This is a genomic window from Jiangella rhizosphaerae, assembly GCF_003579925.1.
GTDB classification, from domain to species: Bacteria; Actinomycetota; Actinomycetes; order Jiangellales; family Jiangellaceae; genus Jiangella; species Jiangella rhizosphaerae.
Genome location: NZ_QUAL01000021.1, coordinates 1 through 15594, shown reverse-complemented (window position 1 = coordinate 15594; position 15594 = coordinate 1). Strand labels below are relative to the sequence as shown.

20 protein-coding genes are annotated in these 15594 nt (G+C 73.5%); 12 read left to right on the top strand and 8 right to left on the bottom strand.

Annotated elements, in window-relative coordinates; genetic code table 11:
• The first annotated feature begins 47 nt into the window (after positions 1–47).
• Both DY240_RS02530 and DY240_RS02525 read left to right on the top strand, forming a co-directional pair.
• Positions 48–518, top strand: a complete 471-nt coding sequence (locus tag DY240_RS02530; protein WP_119658400.1) for a Dps family protein — start codon at positions 48–50, stop codon at positions 516–518.
• Positions 519–584: 66 nt separating this feature from the next.
• Positions 585–1571, top strand: coding sequence for a threonine ammonia-lyase (locus DY240_RS02525; RefSeq protein WP_119658399.1), 987 nt, complete (start codon positions 585–587; stop codon positions 1569–1571).
• Here the strand turns inward: DY240_RS02525 and DY240_RS02520 are convergent.
• Entirely contained in the window at positions 1528–1971 is a 444-nt protein-coding gene (locus tag DY240_RS02520; protein ID WP_119658398.1) for a rhodanese-like domain-containing protein, read from the bottom strand. The two genes, DY240_RS02525 and DY240_RS02520, sit on opposite strands and share 44 nt — an antisense overlap.
• A 94-nt stretch (positions 1972–2065) precedes the next feature.
• Here DY240_RS02520 and DY240_RS02515 point away from each other — a divergent pair, with 94 nt between their 5' ends.
• The gene (locus DY240_RS02515; RefSeq protein WP_119658397.1) at positions 2066–2530 is read left to right on the top strand and encodes an Lrp/AsnC family transcriptional regulator; all 465 of its coding nucleotides are present in this window, start codon (positions 2066–2068) and stop codon (positions 2528–2530) included.
• Between the two features lie 35 nt (positions 2531–2565).
• The gene (locus DY240_RS02510) at positions 2566–3492 is read left to right on the top strand and encodes a DUF2207 domain-containing protein (protein ID WP_119658396.1); all 927 of its coding nucleotides are present in this window, start codon (positions 2566–2568) and stop codon (positions 3490–3492) included.
• Between the two features lie 2 nt (positions 3493–3494).
• Here DY240_RS02510 and DY240_RS02505 read toward each other — a convergent pair whose 3' ends face one another.
• Positions 3495–4517, bottom strand: a complete 1023-nt coding sequence (locus DY240_RS02505) for an LLM class F420-dependent oxidoreductase (protein ID WP_119658395.1) — start codon at positions 4515–4517, stop codon at positions 3495–3497.
• Between the two features lie 99 nt (positions 4518–4616).
• On the opposite strand from DY240_RS02505, the gene DY240_RS02500 reads away from it, so the two are divergent.
• A complete protein-coding gene (locus DY240_RS02500; protein WP_119658420.1) occupies positions 4617–5018 on the top strand; it encodes a cytidine deaminase family protein in 402 nt (133 codons plus the stop codon).
• Positions 5019–5029: 11 nt separating this feature from the next.
• Here DY240_RS02500 and DY240_RS02495 read toward each other — a convergent pair whose 3' ends face one another.
• Together DY240_RS02495 and DY240_RS02490 are read right to left on the bottom strand one after the other, a co-directional pair.
• Positions 5030–5443, bottom strand: coding sequence for an ester cyclase (locus DY240_RS02495; protein ID WP_119658394.1), 414 nt, complete (start codon positions 5441–5443; stop codon positions 5030–5032).
• 57 nt (positions 5444–5500) lie between these two features.
• Positions 5501–6133 carry a dihydrofolate reductase family protein gene (locus tag DY240_RS02490; RefSeq protein ID WP_119658393.1) on the bottom strand — a complete coding sequence of 211 codons (633 nt, stop codon included), beginning with the start codon at positions 6131–6133 and terminating at the stop codon, positions 5501–5503.
• 307 nt (positions 6134–6440) lie between these two features.
• Here DY240_RS02490 and DY240_RS02485 point away from each other — a divergent pair, with 307 nt between their 5' ends.
• The 3 genes from DY240_RS02485 (at position 6441) to DY240_RS31595 (ending at position 7316) form a co-directional block, all read left to right on the top strand.
• The gene (locus DY240_RS02485) at positions 6441–6740 is read left to right on the top strand and encodes a DUF4229 domain-containing protein (RefSeq protein WP_119658392.1); all 300 of its coding nucleotides are present in this window, start codon (positions 6441–6443) and stop codon (positions 6738–6740) included.
• Between the two features lie 63 nt (positions 6741–6803).
• Positions 6804–7034: a hypothetical protein gene (locus DY240_RS02480; protein WP_119658391.1), complete on the top strand. Its 231-nt coding sequence runs from the start codon at positions 6804–6806 to the stop codon at positions 7032–7034.
• A 108-nt stretch (positions 7035–7142) separates the two neighbouring features.
• Positions 7143–7316 carry a hypothetical protein gene (locus tag DY240_RS31595; RefSeq protein ID WP_158602712.1) on the top strand — a complete coding sequence of 58 codons (174 nt, stop codon included), beginning with the start codon at positions 7143–7145 and terminating at the stop codon, positions 7314–7316.
• 123 nt (positions 7317–7439) lie between these two features.
• Here the strand turns inward: DY240_RS31595 and DY240_RS02475 are convergent, their stop codons facing one another.
• From DY240_RS02475 to DY240_RS02465, 3 genes are all read right to left on the bottom strand, one after another.
• Positions 7440–8315, bottom strand: a complete 876-nt coding sequence (locus DY240_RS02475) for a 1,4-dihydroxy-2-naphthoate polyprenyltransferase (RefSeq protein ID WP_119658390.1) — start codon at positions 8313–8315, stop codon at positions 7440–7442.
• Positions 8315–9523 (bottom strand): o-succinylbenzoate--CoA ligase, encoded by a 1209-nt coding sequence (menE, locus tag DY240_RS02470; RefSeq protein ID WP_199700657.1) that lies wholly within the window; start codon positions 9521–9523, stop codon positions 8315–8317. Before menE ends, DY240_RS02475 begins: the two co-directional genes overlap by 1 nt.
• 185 nt (positions 9524–9708) lie before the next feature.
• Positions 9709–10626, bottom strand: coding sequence for a 1,4-dihydroxy-2-naphthoyl-CoA synthase (locus DY240_RS02465; protein ID WP_407659266.1), 918 nt, complete (start codon positions 10624–10626; stop codon positions 9709–9711).
• Between the two features lie 91 nt (positions 10627–10717).
• Between DY240_RS02465 and DY240_RS02460 the strand changes: the two genes are divergently transcribed.
• On the top strand, positions 10718–11725 hold the full coding sequence (locus tag DY240_RS02460) for a hypothetical protein (protein WP_119658387.1): 1008 nt from the start codon (positions 10718–10720) through the stop codon (positions 11723–11725).
• A 95-nt stretch (positions 11726–11820) separates the two neighbouring features.
• Positions 11821–12972: a hypothetical protein gene (locus DY240_RS02455; protein WP_119658386.1), complete on the top strand. Its 1152-nt coding sequence runs from the start codon at positions 11821–11823 to the stop codon at positions 12970–12972.
• Between the two features lie 5 nt (positions 12973–12977).
• Here the strand turns inward: DY240_RS02455 and DY240_RS02450 are convergent, their stop codons facing one another.
• Positions 12978–14246 (bottom strand): MFS transporter, encoded by a 1269-nt coding sequence (locus DY240_RS02450; RefSeq protein WP_119658385.1) that lies wholly within the window; start codon positions 14244–14246, stop codon positions 12978–12980.
• 57 nt (positions 14247–14303) lie between these two features.
• Between DY240_RS02450 and DY240_RS02445 the strand changes: the two genes are divergently transcribed.
• Positions 14304–14867, top strand: a complete 564-nt coding sequence (locus DY240_RS02445; RefSeq protein WP_158602710.1) for a CGNR zinc finger domain-containing protein — start codon at positions 14304–14306, stop codon at positions 14865–14867.
• Positions 14864–15594 (top strand): thiamine pyrophosphate-binding protein (locus DY240_RS02440; RefSeq protein ID WP_233552570.1); only part of this gene is annotated, 731 nt, incomplete at its 3' end. The genes DY240_RS02445 and DY240_RS02440, both read left to right, overlap by 4 nt.

Here is a 15594-nt window from a genome sequence, read left to right as displayed (position 1 = left end):
CGCGGATCGGTTACGGGGCGGGGAGAACGATCCGAGGAGGGGACACCATGACGACGATCCACAGCCCACTCACCGACGATGCCCACAAGATCGTGACGGAGGTGCTGCGCGACGCGCTCGTCGACCTCATCGACCTCTCGCTCGCCGGCAAGCAGGCGCACTGGAACGTCACCGGCCCGCGCTTCCGCACCATCCACTTCCAGCTCGACGAGGTGGTCGACACCGCGCGCAAGCACGCCGACGTCGTCGCCGAGCGGTCGGCGACCATCGGCAGCCCCGCCGACGGCCGCGCCGAGACCGTCGCCGCCGACTCGCGGCTGCCCCGGCAGCAGCCCGGCTGGGTACGCGACGACGACGTCGTGGCGACGTTCATCGGCGTGTACGAGGGCATCATCGCGCGCATGCGCCAGCGCGCCCACGACGTCGAGCAGGCCGACCCCGTCAGCAACAACATCCTGCTCGACGTCGTCGAGGAGCTGGAGAAGCAGTACTGGATGTGGCAGGCCGAGCGGGGCTGACGCTCGCCGCGCCGGACGCGTGGGCGATGATGCTGCCGTTCCCGAACCCCACGAACGGCGGTATCCATGGACGCGTCCGGCCTGGTCACTCTCGACGACGTGCGTGCGGCGGCACGTCGGCTCGACGGCGTCGCCGTCCGCACCCCGCTGGTCCCGGCCGCGTGGGCCGGCGGCGAGCTGTGGCTGAAGCCGGAGGGCCTGCAGGCGACCGGGGCGTTCAAGCTGCGCGGCGCGTTCAACGCCGTCGCCCTGCTCGACGGCGACGCCCGGGCGCGCGGCGTCGTCACGCACTCCAGCGGCAACCACGCGCAGGCGCTGGCCTGGGCCGCCCGCGCGCAGGGCATCGCGGCCACCGTCGTCATGCCCGACGCCGCCGCGCCGGTGAAGGTCGAGGCGACGAAGGCGCTCGGCGCCGAGGTCGTCATGGTGCCCCCGCCCGAGCGCGACAGCCGGGTCCGCGAGCTGGTCGCCGAGCGCGGGCTGACTTTCGTCTCGCCGTTCGACGACGCGCGGGTCATCGCCGGCGCGGGCACCGTCGGCCTCGAGATCGCCGCCGACCGGCCCGACGCCGGCACTGTCCTCGTCCCTGTCGGTGGCGGCGGGCTGATCTCCGGCATCGGTGTCGCGGTGAAGGCACTGGCCCCGGGCACCCGCGTCGTGGGCGTCGAGCCCGAGCTGGCCGCCGACGCGCGGGACAGTCTGGCCCGCGGCGAGCGGGTCGCGTGGGCGCCGGACGACACCTACCGGACCATCGCCGACGGCGTTCGCCTCCCGGTGATCGGCGAGCTGACGTGGGAGCACATCCGCCGCCACGTCGACGAGATCGTGACCGTCCCGGAGGACGCGATCCTCGCCGCGATGCGGCTACTGGCCGTCCGCGGCCGGATCGTCGCCGAGCCCACCGGCGCCCTGACGACGGCCGCGTTCCTGGCCGAGCCCGAGCGGTTCGGCCGGGCGGTGGCCGTCGTGTCGGGCGGCAACGCCGACCCGGCACTGCTGGCCCGCGTGCTCACGCGGTCTCGAGCGCGAACCCCTCGTCCAGCCAGCCGGTGACGCCGCCGATCATCTTCTTCACCGGCCGGCCGAGCCGGGCCAGTCGCAGCGCCGCCTTGTCGGCGCCGTTGCAGTGCGGGCCGGCGCAGTAGACGACGAAGACGGTCTGCTCCGGCCACCGCGCGAGGTTGCGCTCGACGATGCGGCCGTGCGGCAGGCTGACGGCGCCCGGCACGTGCCCGGCCGCGTACAGCTCCGGGCTGCGCACGTCGAGCAGTACGAAGCCGACGCCGACCGCGAGGTCCGGGCTGGGGTGGGTCCCGCGAGAGGAAGGAGGCCAGTCCGCGGTGCCGGTCGTCAGCGCGTGGTGCACGTCCCAGCAGTCGGTCTCGAAGGCGAGCAGGGACGCGAAGTGCGCGGCGGCCGCGTCCGGCGGGGCGGCCGGGATCGTGATCGTCATGGCGTCGACGGTACGTCGCCCGGCGCCGCATCGGCAGGGGTGATCGACGGTCTTCCGCGCCGCTGCGGCGGGGAACCCCCGGTATCGTCGGCGTATGGCCGACGATTCCGCAGCCTCCCTCGACCGCATCGACTGGCAGCTGCTCGAGCACCTCCAGCGCGACGGCCGGGTCGCCGTCGCAGAGCTGGCCCGCCGCGTCAACCTCGGGCCCACCGCGACCGCCGACCGCATCCGCCGGCTCACCGACCTCGGCGTCATCGCGGGCTTCCGGGCCGAGCTGGATCTGGAGCGGATCGGCTACACGGTCATCGCGTACGTGCGGCTGCGCTACCCGTCGGGCCACTACCGCGCGCTGCACGCCGAACTGGAGCGCACGCAGGAGCTGCTGGAGTGCCACCACGTCACGGGCGACGACTGCTTCGTCCTGAAGGTCGCCGCGCGATCGATGCGCCACCTGGAGGAGATCGCGGGACGGCTGGCCACCCTCGGCAGCGTCACGACGTCGGTCGTGTACTCGTCGCCGCTGGTTTCGCGGGTGCTCACGCAGCCGCAACCCTGACCTGACACCGTCGGTCGCGGAGGTGGGTCCCGCCCGTGACCGCATGGCTCGTCCTGTTCGCCCTGGTGGTGGCCGGCGGCATCGGCTCGGCGACCGCCGCGTACGTCCTCGACCAGCGGCGGCGGCCCGACCTCGCTCGTGAGGAGCTCGCGCGCGGCCTCGACGTCACCGACACCGCTCTGCTCACCGGCGGCGTCGCCCGGGGCATCGACGTGACCGTGCTGGACCTCGTCGGCCGCGGGCTCGTCCACGCCGACCGCGGCACGCTGACCGTCAGCGACGAGGTCGACCGGCTGCTCGACACGCCGATGAACAGTCCGGAGTACCGGCCGCCCTACTCCTTCGACGAGGGGTCGATCCTGGTGTCGGTGCGGGCCAAGGGCCGGCAGGGGCTGGACGCCGTCCGCCGCGACATCCTGAAGTGGAAGCTGCGCAGCCGGCTGCGCGCGCTGGCCGATCGCGGGCTGCTCGTCACGCCGCTGCGCCGGCAGTGGGGCCCGATGACGGCGGCCGGCCCGACGCTGCTGGGCATGTTCCTGTGCTCGATGGGGATGCTGTCGGCGGGGCGGATGGAAGAGGTCGAGGTGCCGGCGTCGGTGACCATCCTCGGCTGGCTGCCCCTCACGATCCTGACGGCGTTCATCTGGAGTCGCCGGCCCGGCTACCACGGCCCCGACCCGCGGACCGCACGCGGCCGCGACCTCACGGACCTGCTGGCGGCGCGGCTGCCGGACGACGCGACGCAGGCGCAGCGGGTCGCCGTCGGCGGGTTCACCGCGATGACCGACGACGCGCTGCGCCGCGACGTCCAGGGCGACGCCGTCGAGTCGCGGTGGAGCGTGCCCGGCCGCCGCCGTGCCGGCACCTACGGCGTCAACGCCGTCCTCGCCGCCGACGCGGGCATGGCCGGCGACGGCGGCGGGGACGGAGGTGGCGACGGCGGCGGTGGCGGCGGGGACTGAACTCAGCTCAGCGCCGGGATGACCTCCCGCTCGAACAGCTCGATGCCGCTGAGGTCGTATGCGGCCTCCGGGAAGTAGCCGATGGCGTAGCGCAGGCCCTTGTCCTGGTACTGGCGGATCCCCTCGGCGACCTGCTCCGGCGTGCCGACCACCGGGCTGTCGCGGTACGGCTGCATCTTCTCCGCGACGACGTCGGGCGTCATGAACCGGCCGTAGATCTCCTCGATCCGGGCCAGCTTGCCGTCGACCTCGTCCCGTGTGCTGCCGATGACCACGTTGAAGTTCATCGAGCGGGTGATGGAGTCGTAGTCGGTGCCGAGGTCGCGGCAGTGCTGCGCCAGCACCTCGGACTTGTGCGCGAAGACCTCGGGCGTGCCGGCGAAGTTGGTGTACGCCGTGTAGCTGCGCGAGCCGGTGTACCGGGCGCCGCGGGCGTGCTTGGCCGCGATGCGCAGCGTCACCTTCTCACCGCCGCCGGCGATCCACAGCGGGATGCCGTCCTCCTGCAGCGGCAGCGGCCGGCAGATGGCGCCGTCGACCTGGTAGTGCTCGCCGGCCAGCGTCGCGACGCCGTTCGTCCACGCCTGCCGCATGATGTCGACGCCCTCGTCGAGCATCGCCAGCCGGACGCCCGCGCGCGGGAAGCCGAACCCGTAGGCGCGCCACTCGTGCTCATACCAGCCGGCGCCGATGCCCATCTCGACCCGCCCGTCCGACACGATGTCGGCCGTCGCCGCGACCTTCGCCAGGTAGGCCGGGTTGCGGTAGGCCATGCACGTGCACATCTGGCCCAGGCGCACCCGCTCGGTCGCCGCGGCGAACGCGGCCATCAGCGTCCACGCCTCGTGGGTGGCCTCCTCGGTGGGGACCGGGGTGGTGTGGAAGTGGTCGTAGACCCAGATCGACTCCCAGGGGCCCGCGTCGGCGTGCTTGGCGACCTTCAGCATGGTCGCCCAGTGCTCGGCCGGCTTGATGTCGACGAGGTCGAGCCGCCAGCCCTGCGGGACGAAGAGTCCGAACTTCATGGGGGAAGAGGTCATAGGGCTCACGTTAGGTCACCGCCCGGATCGGCCGGAGACAAGCCTCCGCTTCGGCCGTCCGGCGCCCTGGCTAGGGTGGTGACGGTGAACGACGACGAGCTGATCGCCTCGGCCGCCTCGTACCTCAACCCCCGCCGCCTCGACGACCGCCTCATCGGCGACGTCGCGTCGACCCTCGTCACCGACCGGGGCAACGCCTACCACGGGGTTTGCATCGACACCCGGTCCGGCACCGGGTTCTGCGCCGAGCACGGCGCGATCGCCGCCATGGTGACCGGCGGCGAGGAGCGCATCGCCGCCATCGTGGCGGTCTGGCGCGACGAGAACGGCGCGCTGTACGTGCTCCCACCGTGCGGGCGGTGCCGCGAGTTCATCCGCCAGCTGCACCCGGAGAACCTCGGCGCGCGCGTCGTCCTGGGACGCGGGCGCGCCGTGCCCCTGCGGGAGCTGTTGCCGGCCCACGAGTGGCCGGCGCCGCTGGACTGAGCGACCGGCGCTCAGCCGCCGTCGTCGAGCAACCGGGCGCGCAGGGCGAGGTCGTCCGCCGTCCCCCAGACCTCGGCGATGCGTCCGCCGGAGGTCCGATAGACGGCGAACTCGTGGGTTCCGGCGGTGCGGCCCGTGGGCTCGAGGCCGAGCAGCGGGCCGCGATGCGTCCCCGTCGTCGCCAGGTGAGCCGCGAACCACTCGTCGTCGACGACGAGGTGCCGCAGATCCCAGTGGTAGTCGGGGAAGCCGCGGATCACCGACCGCAGGGCGGCGCCGTAGCCGTCGAGCCCTCGCGGCTCGCCGTTCACCACGACGTCGTCGGCGACGAACGGGCCGAGGTCCTCGAATCGGTGGTCGTTGCAGACGCGCAGGTAGTCGCGGTAGAACGCCTCGACCTCGCTGCGCCGGGTGGAATGGTCCATCCGGTCAGCCTGGCCGGTCCCTCGAGGGCTGTCCAGGGGGCCGGGCGGCCCTGACGGCTACGACATGTGGTCCAGGTCGGCGGTGTCGGTCGCGTACTGCGGGCGCCCGGCGGGCCGGTAGATGTGGAGCGTGATGCCGTTCGCGAAGGCTCGGAAGTCCGTCAGGTCGAGCGCCGCGTCCGGGCCGGTGCTCGGGAACAGTCGCGTGCCCTGACCGACCACCACGGGATAGGTGAACAGGGTCATCTCGTCGACCAGGCGGTTGTCGAGCAGCCGGCGGACGAGCTCGCCGCTGCCGTGCACCTGCAGCTCGCCTCCGGGCCGGTCCTTCAGCGCCCGGACGGCCGCCGCGACGTCGCCGGAGAGGACCGTCGTGCCGGCCCACCGTGGGTCGGTGATGGTGGTCGACGCCACGTACTTGGGCCGCGCGTTCAGGGCGCGCCCGATGGGAGCGTCGACCATCTCGTCGATCGCGCCCCACGAGCCGGCGAAGATCTCGTAGGTCCGCCGGCCGAACAGGAACGCGTCGGCGCGCCCGAAGACGCCTTCGAGGTACGTCGCGCCCTCGTCGACGAAGAGCGGCAGCGCCCACCCGCCGCGCTCGAACCCGCCCCTGCGGTCCTCGTTCGATCCGCCGAGTCCCTGCATCACTCCGTCGACGGAGACGTGGGTGACAGTCGTCAGTTTCATGATCGTGATGTCCCTTCTCGGTGCGCCCTCGTGGGCGCCTGTCACCCCTGCTACGAACGCCGCGCCCCCGATTCGACACCGCCGCTCGGATTTCTCTCGCCGGGTTGACGCTCGAACACGTGTTCGATAGATTCTCACCATGGTCCTCCCGAACACCACACCGGCGGCCGGCTACGGGCAGCGGCCGAGCCGCCCCTCCAGGCCACCACCCTCCCCGGGGTGATCGGCAGGGGCCGTCGCCCGGGCTTCCCCCGACCCGCGGGCGGCGGCCCTGCCGATCGCCGGGCGGCGTAGAATTCGTGACGTCATGGTCGTTCTCCGGTACACACTTCTGCGCGCGCTGGTCTTCGCCGTCGTCGCTGCACTGCTCTGGCTCGTCGGCTTCCGCGGGCTGGTCCTCGTGGCGCTCGGCCTCGTGCTCTCCGGCGTGCTCAGCTTCTTCGTGCTGCGTGGCAGCCGCGACCAGGTCTCCATCGCGTGGGACCGGCGGCTGCGCACCATCCGCGAGCGCACCGCGGCCGAGGACGCGTGGGACGACGAGCAGCGCGCCCGGGCCGAGGCCGAGGCCCAGCGGGCGAGCCGCCCCGACGGGCCGCGCGAGGCGTAGCTCGGTCATTCCCGGCACCCGGGCCGGACGCGTGCGAACCGGCCGGATGGGTATGTCCGTGCCATGACCGACGATCGCCGCACGAAACCCGGGGCCACGCCCGGCGAGGACCCGCGGGAGATCGACGAGGAACGCCTCGGCGACGCCGCGCTGGACGAGATGGACGGCTACGAAGGGGTCACGCACCCGCAGCCGGCCAGGGGCACGCAGGGTCTCAGCTCCGACGCACCGGGCCGCGACCTGCATGAACTCGACGACGCCGCCGACGTTCCCAAGCTCCGGGACGAGAGCTGACCAACGTCCGAGAAAAAATCTTGACAGGGCGCGTCATGATCCGGTCGTCCCCCTGTCTTGTGGGTCAGACGGCACCGCGAGGGGCCGTCCTCACACAGGAGGTATCACATGATGACTGACGAATACGAGCGCGCCGCCGAGGACGCCAAGCAGGGCAAGCGGGGCCGGCACCGCGGCGAGAGCCAGTCGCTGCTGCAGGACCTGCGCGCGGCCATCGTCGCGCGCATCCCGGCCGAGGACCGCGGCTACACCGGTCCACGCCGCGCCCGCCGGCACGCCTGAGGTGCGGGCGGGAGCACCTTCTCCGTTACCCGACTCGCGGACGGCCGCAGCCAGCGGTCCCGCCCGACGACGAGCCGGCCACCGGCCGGTTCCCGACGCCGGCCCGGCGCGTGGGCGAGCCTTTCAGCCCACCGCCAGGCCGACGGTCAGCAGCACCGCGAAGACCAGCTCGGTCAGCCCGGTCCGCTTCAGCACCGGGATGAGGTCCCGGCCGGTCGCCCGCCGGACCACCGGCAGCGTGGTCACCACGGCCAGCGGGGCGCACAGCAGCGTGAGGGCGCCCCATGGCCGGCCGGCGACGGCCAGCGCCGCCACGATGAGGAACGGCGCCGTCATCAGCAGGACGTAGAGCATCCGGCTGCGCTGCTCGCCGAGCGCCACCGCCAGCGTCCGCTTGCCGCTCACAGCGTCGGTGCCGATGTCGCGGATGTTGTTCACCAACAGCAGCGCGCACGCCAGGCAGCCGATCGCCACCGCCGACACCAGCGACGTCCCCGTCAGCCGGTCGGCCTGCACATACGTCGTCCCCGCGACGGCCACCAGCCCGAAGAACACGAACACCGAGATCTCGCCGAGCCCGCGGTAGCCGTACGGGTTCCGGCCGCCGGTGTAGTACCAGGCCGCCGCGATGGCCAGCGCGCCGACGGCGAACAGCCACCAATGCCCCGACCACGCCACCAGCGCCGCCCCGGACACCCCGGCCGCGACGAAGGTCCACAGCGCGGCCGCCTTCACCGCCGCCGGCCGGGCCGCGCCCGACCCGACCAGCCGGAACGGTCCGACCCGGTCCTCGTCGGTGCCCCGGATGCCGTCGGAGTAGTCGTTCGCGTAGTTCACGCCGACCTGCAGGGCCAGCGCCACCAGCAGCGCCAGCGCGGCCCTGCCCAGGTGGGCGGCGTCGGCGGCGGCCGCCGCCCCCGTCCCGACGAGCACCGGCGCGACGGCGGCCGGCAGGGTCCGGGGCCGGGCGCCCTCGACCCACTGCCCGGGCGTCGCCATCAGCCGTTCGCCAGTCCGAGCCGGTCCGCCAGTGCGCGGCGGTCGGTCTTCCCACCCGGCAGGGTGGGCAGCGCATCGAGCACGTGCAGCTCCTTGGGGGCATAGGCGACGGGGTGGTGCTCGCGGACGTGGGCGCGCACGTCGTCGAGCGACGGTGGGCGCCCGGGATCGGCCGGCACGACGGCGACGACGACCCGCTCGCCCCATTCGGCGTCGGGGACGGCGATGCTGAGTGCCTCGGCGACGTCCGGGTGCGAGGCGACGGCGAGGTCGACGGCGGCCAGCGGGACGTTCTCGCCGCCGGACACCGCGACGTCGTCGGCCCGGCCGAGCACCGTCAGGCTTCCGTCGTCGGCGAGCCGGCCCAGGTCGGACGTGGTGAACCAGCCGCCGTCGAACGCGTCGTCGAGGTCGGGGCGCAGGCGGTAGCCGTGGGCCAGCATCGGTCCGGCGAGCCTGATGCGCCCGTCGTCCGCCAGCTCGACCCGCGCGCCGTCGAGCGGGACCCCGTCGTACACGCAGCCGCCGCAGGTCTCCGTCATGCCGTAGGTGGTGACGACCTCGACGCCGGCCTTGCGGGCCCGCTCGAGCAGCCCGCCGTCGGCCGCGGACCCGCCGACCAGCACGGCGTCGTATCCGGCCAGCGCCGACAGCGGCGCCCCGCCGGCGTCGAGCAGCGTGCTGAGCTGGCGCGGCACGAGCGCGGTGTAGCGCCGTCCGGCGCCGGCGAAGACCTGCACGCTGGCGGCCGCGAACAGCTCCGGGTCGAACCCGCCGCTGAGATCGACGGCGACCGGCTCCGTGCCCGCGACCACGGACCTCGCCAGCACCATCAGCCCGGCGATGTGCGTGGCCGGCAACGCGAGCAGCCACCGGCCGGGACCGCCGAGCCGTTCGAGGGTGGCCGTGGCGGACGCCCGGACGGCGGCGGCGCTCAGCAGCGCGCCCTTGGGCCGCCCCGTCGACCCCGACGTGGGCACGATGAACGCGACGTCGTCCTCGAGCGGCCTGCGGGGCGCGAACTCCGCGAGCAACTCGTCGCGCACCGCCGCCGGCGACGAGGGTAGCGGCAGCAGCGCGTCCCCGCCGGCCAGCGCCCGCGCGACGGCGGGCAGCATCCTCGGCACGACGGCAGGCCGCAGTGGCACCTCGACCGTGGTCAGGGTGCGGCGGCCGGAAGAGCCGGGCGGCTGGGTCTGCCTCTGCATCGCCCCACCACCCTAAATGCCGGTGCGCACGCGGTCGGCTGCCGGGCAGCACCGCGCCACAGCTTGGCAAGGCCGGCCACCCTGGAAAAGGGGTGAAACGGACATCTGAGCGACGGTGAGCCTTGCCAAGGACGTGGCCAGGCTTGCCAAGGGCCTCCAGGCGCCGCCGGGGCAAACGCCCGCGCTCAGTAGTACCAGGGGAAGGGCGACCAGTCCGGCGGGCGCTTCTCCAGGAACGCGTCGCGGCCCTCGACCGCCTCGTCGGTCATGTACGCGAGCCGCGTCGCCTCGCCGGCGAAGACCTGCTGCCCGACCATGCCGTCGTCGACGGCGTTGAAGGCGAACTTCAGCATCCGCTGCGCCGTCGGGCTCTTGCCGTTGATCTTGGCGGCCCACTCGAGCGCGACGTTCTCGAGGTCCGCGTGCGGCACGACGGCGTTGACCATGCCCATGCGGTGCGCGTCGGCCGCGGAGTACTCGTCGCCGAGGAAGAAGATCTCGCGGGCGAACTTCTGGCCGACCTGCCGCGCCAGGTACGCCGACCCGTAGCCGCCGTCGAACGAGCCGACGTCGGCGTCGGTCTGCTTGAACCGGGCGTGCTCCGCGCTGGCCAGGGTGAGGTCGCTGACGACGTGCAGGCTGTGGCCGCCGCCGGCCGCCCAGCCGGGGACGACGGCGATGACGACCTTCGGCATGAACCGGATCAGCCGCTGCACCTCGAGGATGTGCAGCCGCCCCGCCCGGGCGGCGTCGACGGTCTCGGCGGTCTCGCCGCTGGCGTACTGGTAGCCGGAGCGGCCGCGGATGCGCTGGTCGCCGCCGGAGCAGAACGCCCAGCCGCCGTCCTTCGGTGACGGCCCGTTCCCGGTGAGCAGCACGCACCCCACGTCGGGCGTCATGCGGGCGTGGTCGAGCGCCCGGTACAGCTCGTCGACGGTGTGCGGCCGGAAGGCGTTGCGCACCTCGGGGCGGTCGAACGCGACCCGGACGGTCCCGCGGTCGCGCCCGTCCTCGACGTGCCGGTGATAGGTGATGTCGGTGAACTCGAAGCCCTCGACCGGGCGCCAGCGGGACGGGTCGAACGGTGCGGTCGTCACGCCGATCACGCTAGCCGGTGCATCCGTCCGGGTGCTCGGATAGGGTGCCGCTTCTGAGTGTTCGGGGGGACGAATGCGGTGGGTTCCAGCAGCCCTGGTGGTGGTGCTGACGGCGACGGCCTGCTCCGCAGGCGGCGAGGAGACGCTGCTGCCTGCGGAGCAGACGACGACGTACGACGTCCCCGGTTCGCCGGCCGGCAACGTGAAGCCCGCCGCTACCCGCAGCCCGGAAGCGAGCGTGCTGTTCGACTGGGTGCCGTTCGCCGACGAGCCCAGCCGGACGAGCGCCGCCCTGCCGGAGGGCGCCGAGCCGGTCTCGAACACCATCACCGGTCCGGACGGCGCGGCCATCACCACCCGCGGCTACGTGTTCGAGCACGCGGCCGGTGTCATCGGGTTCGAGGTGATCGACGGGTTCGCCACGCCGGACGACGTCGAGAAGCTGGCCGAGCTCCTCGCCGACAGCGTCGGCGGCGCCGTCCTGGCGGCTGAGGAGGTCGACGCCGGACGAGCTCGCGGCGTCGACGGTGAGATCGCGTACGGCAACGACCAGCTCATGCTCTTCCGCATCCTGGTGCTGAACGGAGAGGGCGATGTCTGGAACGGCTTCGTCGGCGGGCCCGAGACGGACCGCGAGCGGCTGGACTCGGAGTTCGCCCGCCTCACGGTGTCGGCCTCGCTCCGTGGGTCGGCCGACTGGATGGGCGTCCGAGACGAGCCGACCGGCATCGTCGTGCAGTTGCCCAGCGGCGTCGAGCCGGAGGACCTCTCGGTCGACGGGATGCCGCAGCGGGGCTATCACCACTCCAGCGGCGTCGGCTTCGTCGTCGTCGACTATCCGCCGGACGACTACCCGCTCGATGCCGTTCTCGCCGACATCGCGACGGCGAGCGGTGCGGACGTCGACGGCACGCGGCCGGCCGAGGCCCAAGGGTATGAGGCGCTCGATGGTGTCCTCGTCGACCAGGATGAGTGGGTCTGGGCGTACCGGGCCGTCGCGCTGGAGGAACAGCTCCTCTTGTTGTACGCGGTCGACCGTGCCGTGGCTTTGGCGGAGTCCCAGGCCGCGGTGGAACGCATGACGGAATCCCTCGTCGTCCCCTGAGATCGGTGGAACGAACGGGTCGATTCCGTCGTCCCAATGGTGTGGGTGCACCGGGTCGGGGCCGACACGCGTCGGTGATCATGGAAAATAGGGGCATGAAGTACCGCGTGACGGCCGTTGCCGGTGTCCTGGCCCTCCTCGTGGCGGCGGTGTTCGCCATCCTCGGAGCCACCAACGGCGACGACACGACGGCGAGTGACGACGGCGGTCCCGACGCCACCATCGTCCAGGCGGCCGCGTCGCCGGCGCCCGAGCAGGTGGCCGGCGCCATCGCCGCGGAGCCGCCGGCCGCGGCCGACGACCTGCCGCTGGTCCTGACCGCCCCGACGGAGGCGCGGCCGGGCAGCTCCGTCACGTTCGGCGCCAGCTGGATCACGTCGTCGGGCGAGGCCGTCAGCGGCGAGGTCGATCTCCAGCGCATCGAGGGCAATTCCTGGGCCACCGTCACCACCGTCCCGGTCGAGAACGGCTCCGGCGCGGTCGACGTTCAGGTGCAGGCGTCGGGCATCTACCGGCTCGCCTACGGCGGCGGCCCCGAGGTCGAGGCGGTCGCGTCGCACGAGGTGGTCATCACGGCGGGCGCTCCGCTGGTGTCGCGCATCACCGCCACCGCCGAGAAGACCGACGACGGCGTGGGCGTCACCGCCGCCTGGACCACCGAGGGCGGCGTCCCGATCGTCGGCGAGATCGGCCTGGAGCAGCAGTCCGACGGAGAGGACTGGGCGCCGGTGTCCGCCGTCACGACGACGGCCGAGGGCACGGCGGTCGCGCAGGCCACGGCCGAGCACACCACGCGGTTCCGGTTCAGCTACGCCGGCGGCAGCCGGTTCGGCGCCGTCGTGAGCGAAGAGGCCATCGCGCTCGGCGACGACGTCCGCACCATCCCGGTCGAGACCTGCGACGACGACGTCGACATCGACAACCTCGGCAACGGCGTCGGCTGCCACTACACGCCGGTCGAGTCCGGCACCTTCGTCGTCGCCCACGACTATCTCGGCAACTCGTGGTGGAACTCCATCCCGCACGGCACGTTCGTCCAGCTCGAGGGTGAGTTCACCGGCCTGTACGAGGTGGTCGACCGCGTCATCGCGCAGGGCCGCGGCTCCGCGCTCGGCTCGGCGTCGAACTGGACCTGCGGCGACGAGTGCGACATCATCCTGCAGACCTGCCAGGGCAGCAACACCGGCTTCACCTGGCTGCGCAAGGTCGAGGACGAGGCGCCGCCGGAGGACCAGCCGCAGACCTGACGCCGTCAGCTCGCGCGAGAGAGCCGCGCCGCCTCGTCGATCGACGCCAGGCAGCGCACCGGCGAGAACGCCACCCACAGCGTCGCCAGCACCATGCCGCAGGCGCCGGCCACCATCGCCGTCCGCCCGTCGGTCGCGCCGGCCAGCACCCCGCCGAGCGAGGCGCCGACCGGGATCGCGCCCCAGGAGATCAGCCGGTACGCCGCGTTCACCCGGCCGCGCAGCTCCTCGGGCAGCGCCGCCTGGCGCAGCGTCACCGCGTGCACGTTGGCGATCCCGATGCCGACGCCCATCACGACGAACACCGAGCACAACAGCGCCAAGGTCCCGACGGCGTCCGTCCCGGCCAGCGCGACCAGCACCGGCGCGGAGTTGCCGAGGACCAACGTGATCAGCAGCACCCGGCCGTAGCCGAACCGGCCGGTCACCCGCGAGCCGAACCACGCGCCGAGGAACGAGCCGACCCCGCCGGCGGTGAACACGACGCCGATCTGCACCGGGCTCAACCCGACCTCGCGCACCGTGAACAGCATCAACCCGAGGATGAAGACCTCGTTGAACAGGTTGAACGTCGTCGCCTCGCCGAGCAGCGCGCGGACGAACCGGTTGCGCAGCGCCTCGCGCAGTCCGGCGGTCACCTCGGCCCAGGACGGCCGGGCGGACGCCGCCGGCCGCGCCGTCTCCACGACGGCCACCCCGCGCAGGCAGAGCGCCGACACCAGGTACGTCAACGCGTTGGCCAGCATCGCGACCGGCGCCGAGGCCGCCTGCACGAGCAGGCCGCCGAACCCTCGGGCGCCGATCTCGTTCGCCGACTGCGCCGCCGCCAGCTTTCCGTTCGCGTCGACCAGCTGGTGCGGCGTCACGACCTCCGGCACGAACGCGAAGTCGGCGACCTGGTACAGCACGGTCAGCACGCCGGCCAGGAACATCACGACGTACAGCAGCTCGATCCCGGCGAACCCGGCCCAGACCGCGACCGGGATGACGAGGATCAGCGCGAACCGCCCGAGGTCGGCGCCGACCATGAGCGGCAGCCGGCGCCGCCGGTCGACCAGCATCCCGAGCGGCAGCGTGGCCAGCAGGAACGGCAGGAACTGCGCCGTGCGCAGCGCGCCGAGCTCGCCCGGCGTGGCGGCCAGCACGCCGATCGCCAGCAGCGGCACCGCCAGCTCGGCCACCTCGGACCCGAACGTCGACACGGCGGACCCCGTCCACAGCCGCCGGAAGTCGCGGCTGTCCCAGGCGCGCGTACTGACCGTAACCGTTGTCATGAAATCACAGGTTATGGAATAACCAATGAGCACCGCAAGAGGGTTATGCTCGGTCTCATGTCCGGAGCCAGCACGCCGGCGCCCGGCCGGCTCGAGGCCGTCCGGCGCTTCGTCAACACGCTCGACATCGACGCGGGGACGGACGCGCTGGCGACACCGGGTGACCTGACCGGCTGGCTGCGGTCCGCGTCGCTGCTGGCCGGCGACACGGACGCCGAGCCCGGCGATCTCGCGAACGCGGTCGCCGTCCGGGAGGCGCTGCGCGAGGCGCTGGCCGCCAACCACGGTGGCGAGCCGATCCCGTCCGGCGCGCTCGCCGTCCTCAACGACGCCGCCGCGCGCGCCCGGCTGGCCGCGACCCTCACCGCCAGCGACGGCTGGCGGGCCCGCCCGGCCGCCGGTGGCGTCGACGGCGCGATCGGCGCACTGCTGGCGCTGGTCGGCGACGCGATGGCGGACGGGACGTGGTCGCGGCTCAAGGTGTGCGTGAACGACACCTGCCGGTGGGCGTTCTATGACGAGTCGCGGGCGCGGACGGGCAAGTGGTGCTCCATGCAGGTCTGCGGCAACCGGGCCAAGCAGCGGGCGTGGCGCGGCCGCAGGGCAGAATCGACCACGTGAACCCCTCCACGTCGGCGGCCCGCACGCTGGTCACCGAGCTGCTCCGGCACCGCGTGCGGCACGTCGTGCTGGCGCCGGGCTCGCGGTCGGCGCCGCTGGCCCACGCGTTGGCGACGGCGGCCGCGCGCGGCGATCTGCGGCTGCACGTGCGCATCGACGAACGGGTCGCTGCGTTCACCGCTCTCGGGCTGGCCCGGGTGGCCGGGCCGGTCGCCGTCGTGACGACGTCCGGAACCGCGGCGGCGAACCTGCACCCGGCCGTGCTGGAGGCGTCGCACGCCGGGGTTCCGCTGCTGCTGCTCACCGCCGACCGCCCGCACGAGGTCCGCGGCACCGGCGCCAACCAGACCACCGACCAGGTGCGGCTGTTCGGGTCCGCCGTCCGGTACTTCGCCGACGTGCCGGCCCCGTACGGGCGGCCGGGGGAGGACGCCGACCTGCGGGCGCTGCTGGCGCGCGCCGTCGCTGCCGCCGCCGGCGCCCGCTCGGGCGACCCGGGCCCCGTCCATCTCGACCTCGCCTTCCGCGAGCCGCTGGTCCCCGACGACGACGCGGCCTGGCCGGCGTCGGCGGCGGGAGCGGCGGACGTCGTCGCCGCCGTGCCCGCGGGAGAGCCGGTCGTCCTCGACGAGGGGCCGCGGACGGTGGTGGTGGCGGGCGACGGGGCGGGCGCGGCGGCACGCGCGTTCGCCGAGGCCGCCGGCGTCCCGCTGCTGGCCGAGCCGTC

What these genes read in the sequence shown, in the direction of transcription:
- DY240_RS31595 (WP_158602712.1), top strand. Translation starts at nt 7,143, where the DNA reads ATGATGACTGACGAATACGAGCGCGCCGCCGAGGACGCCAAGCAGGGC.
- DY240_RS02530 (WP_119658400.1), top strand. Translation starts at nt 48, where the DNA reads ATGACGACGATCCACAGCCCACTCACCGACGATGCCCACAAGATCGTG.
- DY240_RS02485 (WP_119658392.1), top strand. Translation starts at nt 6,441, where the DNA reads ATGGTCGTTCTCCGGTACACACTTCTGCGCGCGCTGGTCTTCGCCGTC.
- DY240_RS02490 (WP_119658393.1), bottom strand. Translation starts at nt 6,133, where the DNA reads ATGAAACTGACGACTGTCACCCACGTCTCCGTCGACGGAGTGATGCAG.
- DY240_RS02480 (WP_119658391.1), top strand. Translation starts at nt 6,804, where the DNA reads ATGACCGACGATCGCCGCACGAAACCCGGGGCCACGCCCGGCGAGGAC.
- DY240_RS02525 (WP_119658399.1), top strand. Translation starts at nt 585, where the DNA reads ATGGACGCGTCCGGCCTGGTCACTCTCGACGACGTGCGTGCGGCGGCA.
- DY240_RS02475 (WP_119658390.1), bottom strand. Translation starts at nt 8,315, where the DNA reads ATGGCGACGCCCGGGCAGTGGGTCGAGGGCGCCCGGCCCCGGACCCTG.
- DY240_RS02505 (WP_119658395.1), bottom strand. Translation starts at nt 4,517, where the DNA reads ATGAAGTTCGGACTCTTCGTCCCGCAGGGCTGGCGGCTCGACCTCGTC.
- DY240_RS02455 (WP_119658386.1), top strand. Translation starts at nt 11,821, where the DNA reads ATGAAGTACCGCGTGACGGCCGTTGCCGGTGTCCTGGCCCTCCTCGTG.
- DY240_RS02495 (WP_119658394.1), bottom strand. Translation starts at nt 5,443, where the DNA reads ATGGACCATTCCACCCGGCGCAGCGAGGTCGAGGCGTTCTACCGCGAC.
- DY240_RS02445 (WP_158602710.1), top strand. Translation starts at nt 14,304, where the DNA reads ATGTCCGGAGCCAGCACGCCGGCGCCCGGCCGGCTCGAGGCCGTCCGG.
- DY240_RS02450 (WP_119658385.1), bottom strand. Translation starts at nt 14,246, where the DNA reads ATGACAACGGTTACGGTCAGTACGCGCGCCTGGGACAGCCGCGACTTC.
- DY240_RS02515 (WP_119658397.1), top strand. Translation starts at nt 2,066, where the DNA reads ATGGCCGACGATTCCGCAGCCTCCCTCGACCGCATCGACTGGCAGCTG.
- menE (WP_199700657.1), bottom strand. Translation starts at nt 9,523, where the DNA reads ATGCAGAGGCAGACCCAGCCGCCCGGCTCTTCCGGCCGCCGCACCCTG.
- DY240_RS02520 (WP_119658398.1), bottom strand. Translation starts at nt 1,971, where the DNA reads ATGACGATCACGATCCCGGCCGCCCCGCCGGACGCGGCCGCCGCGCAC.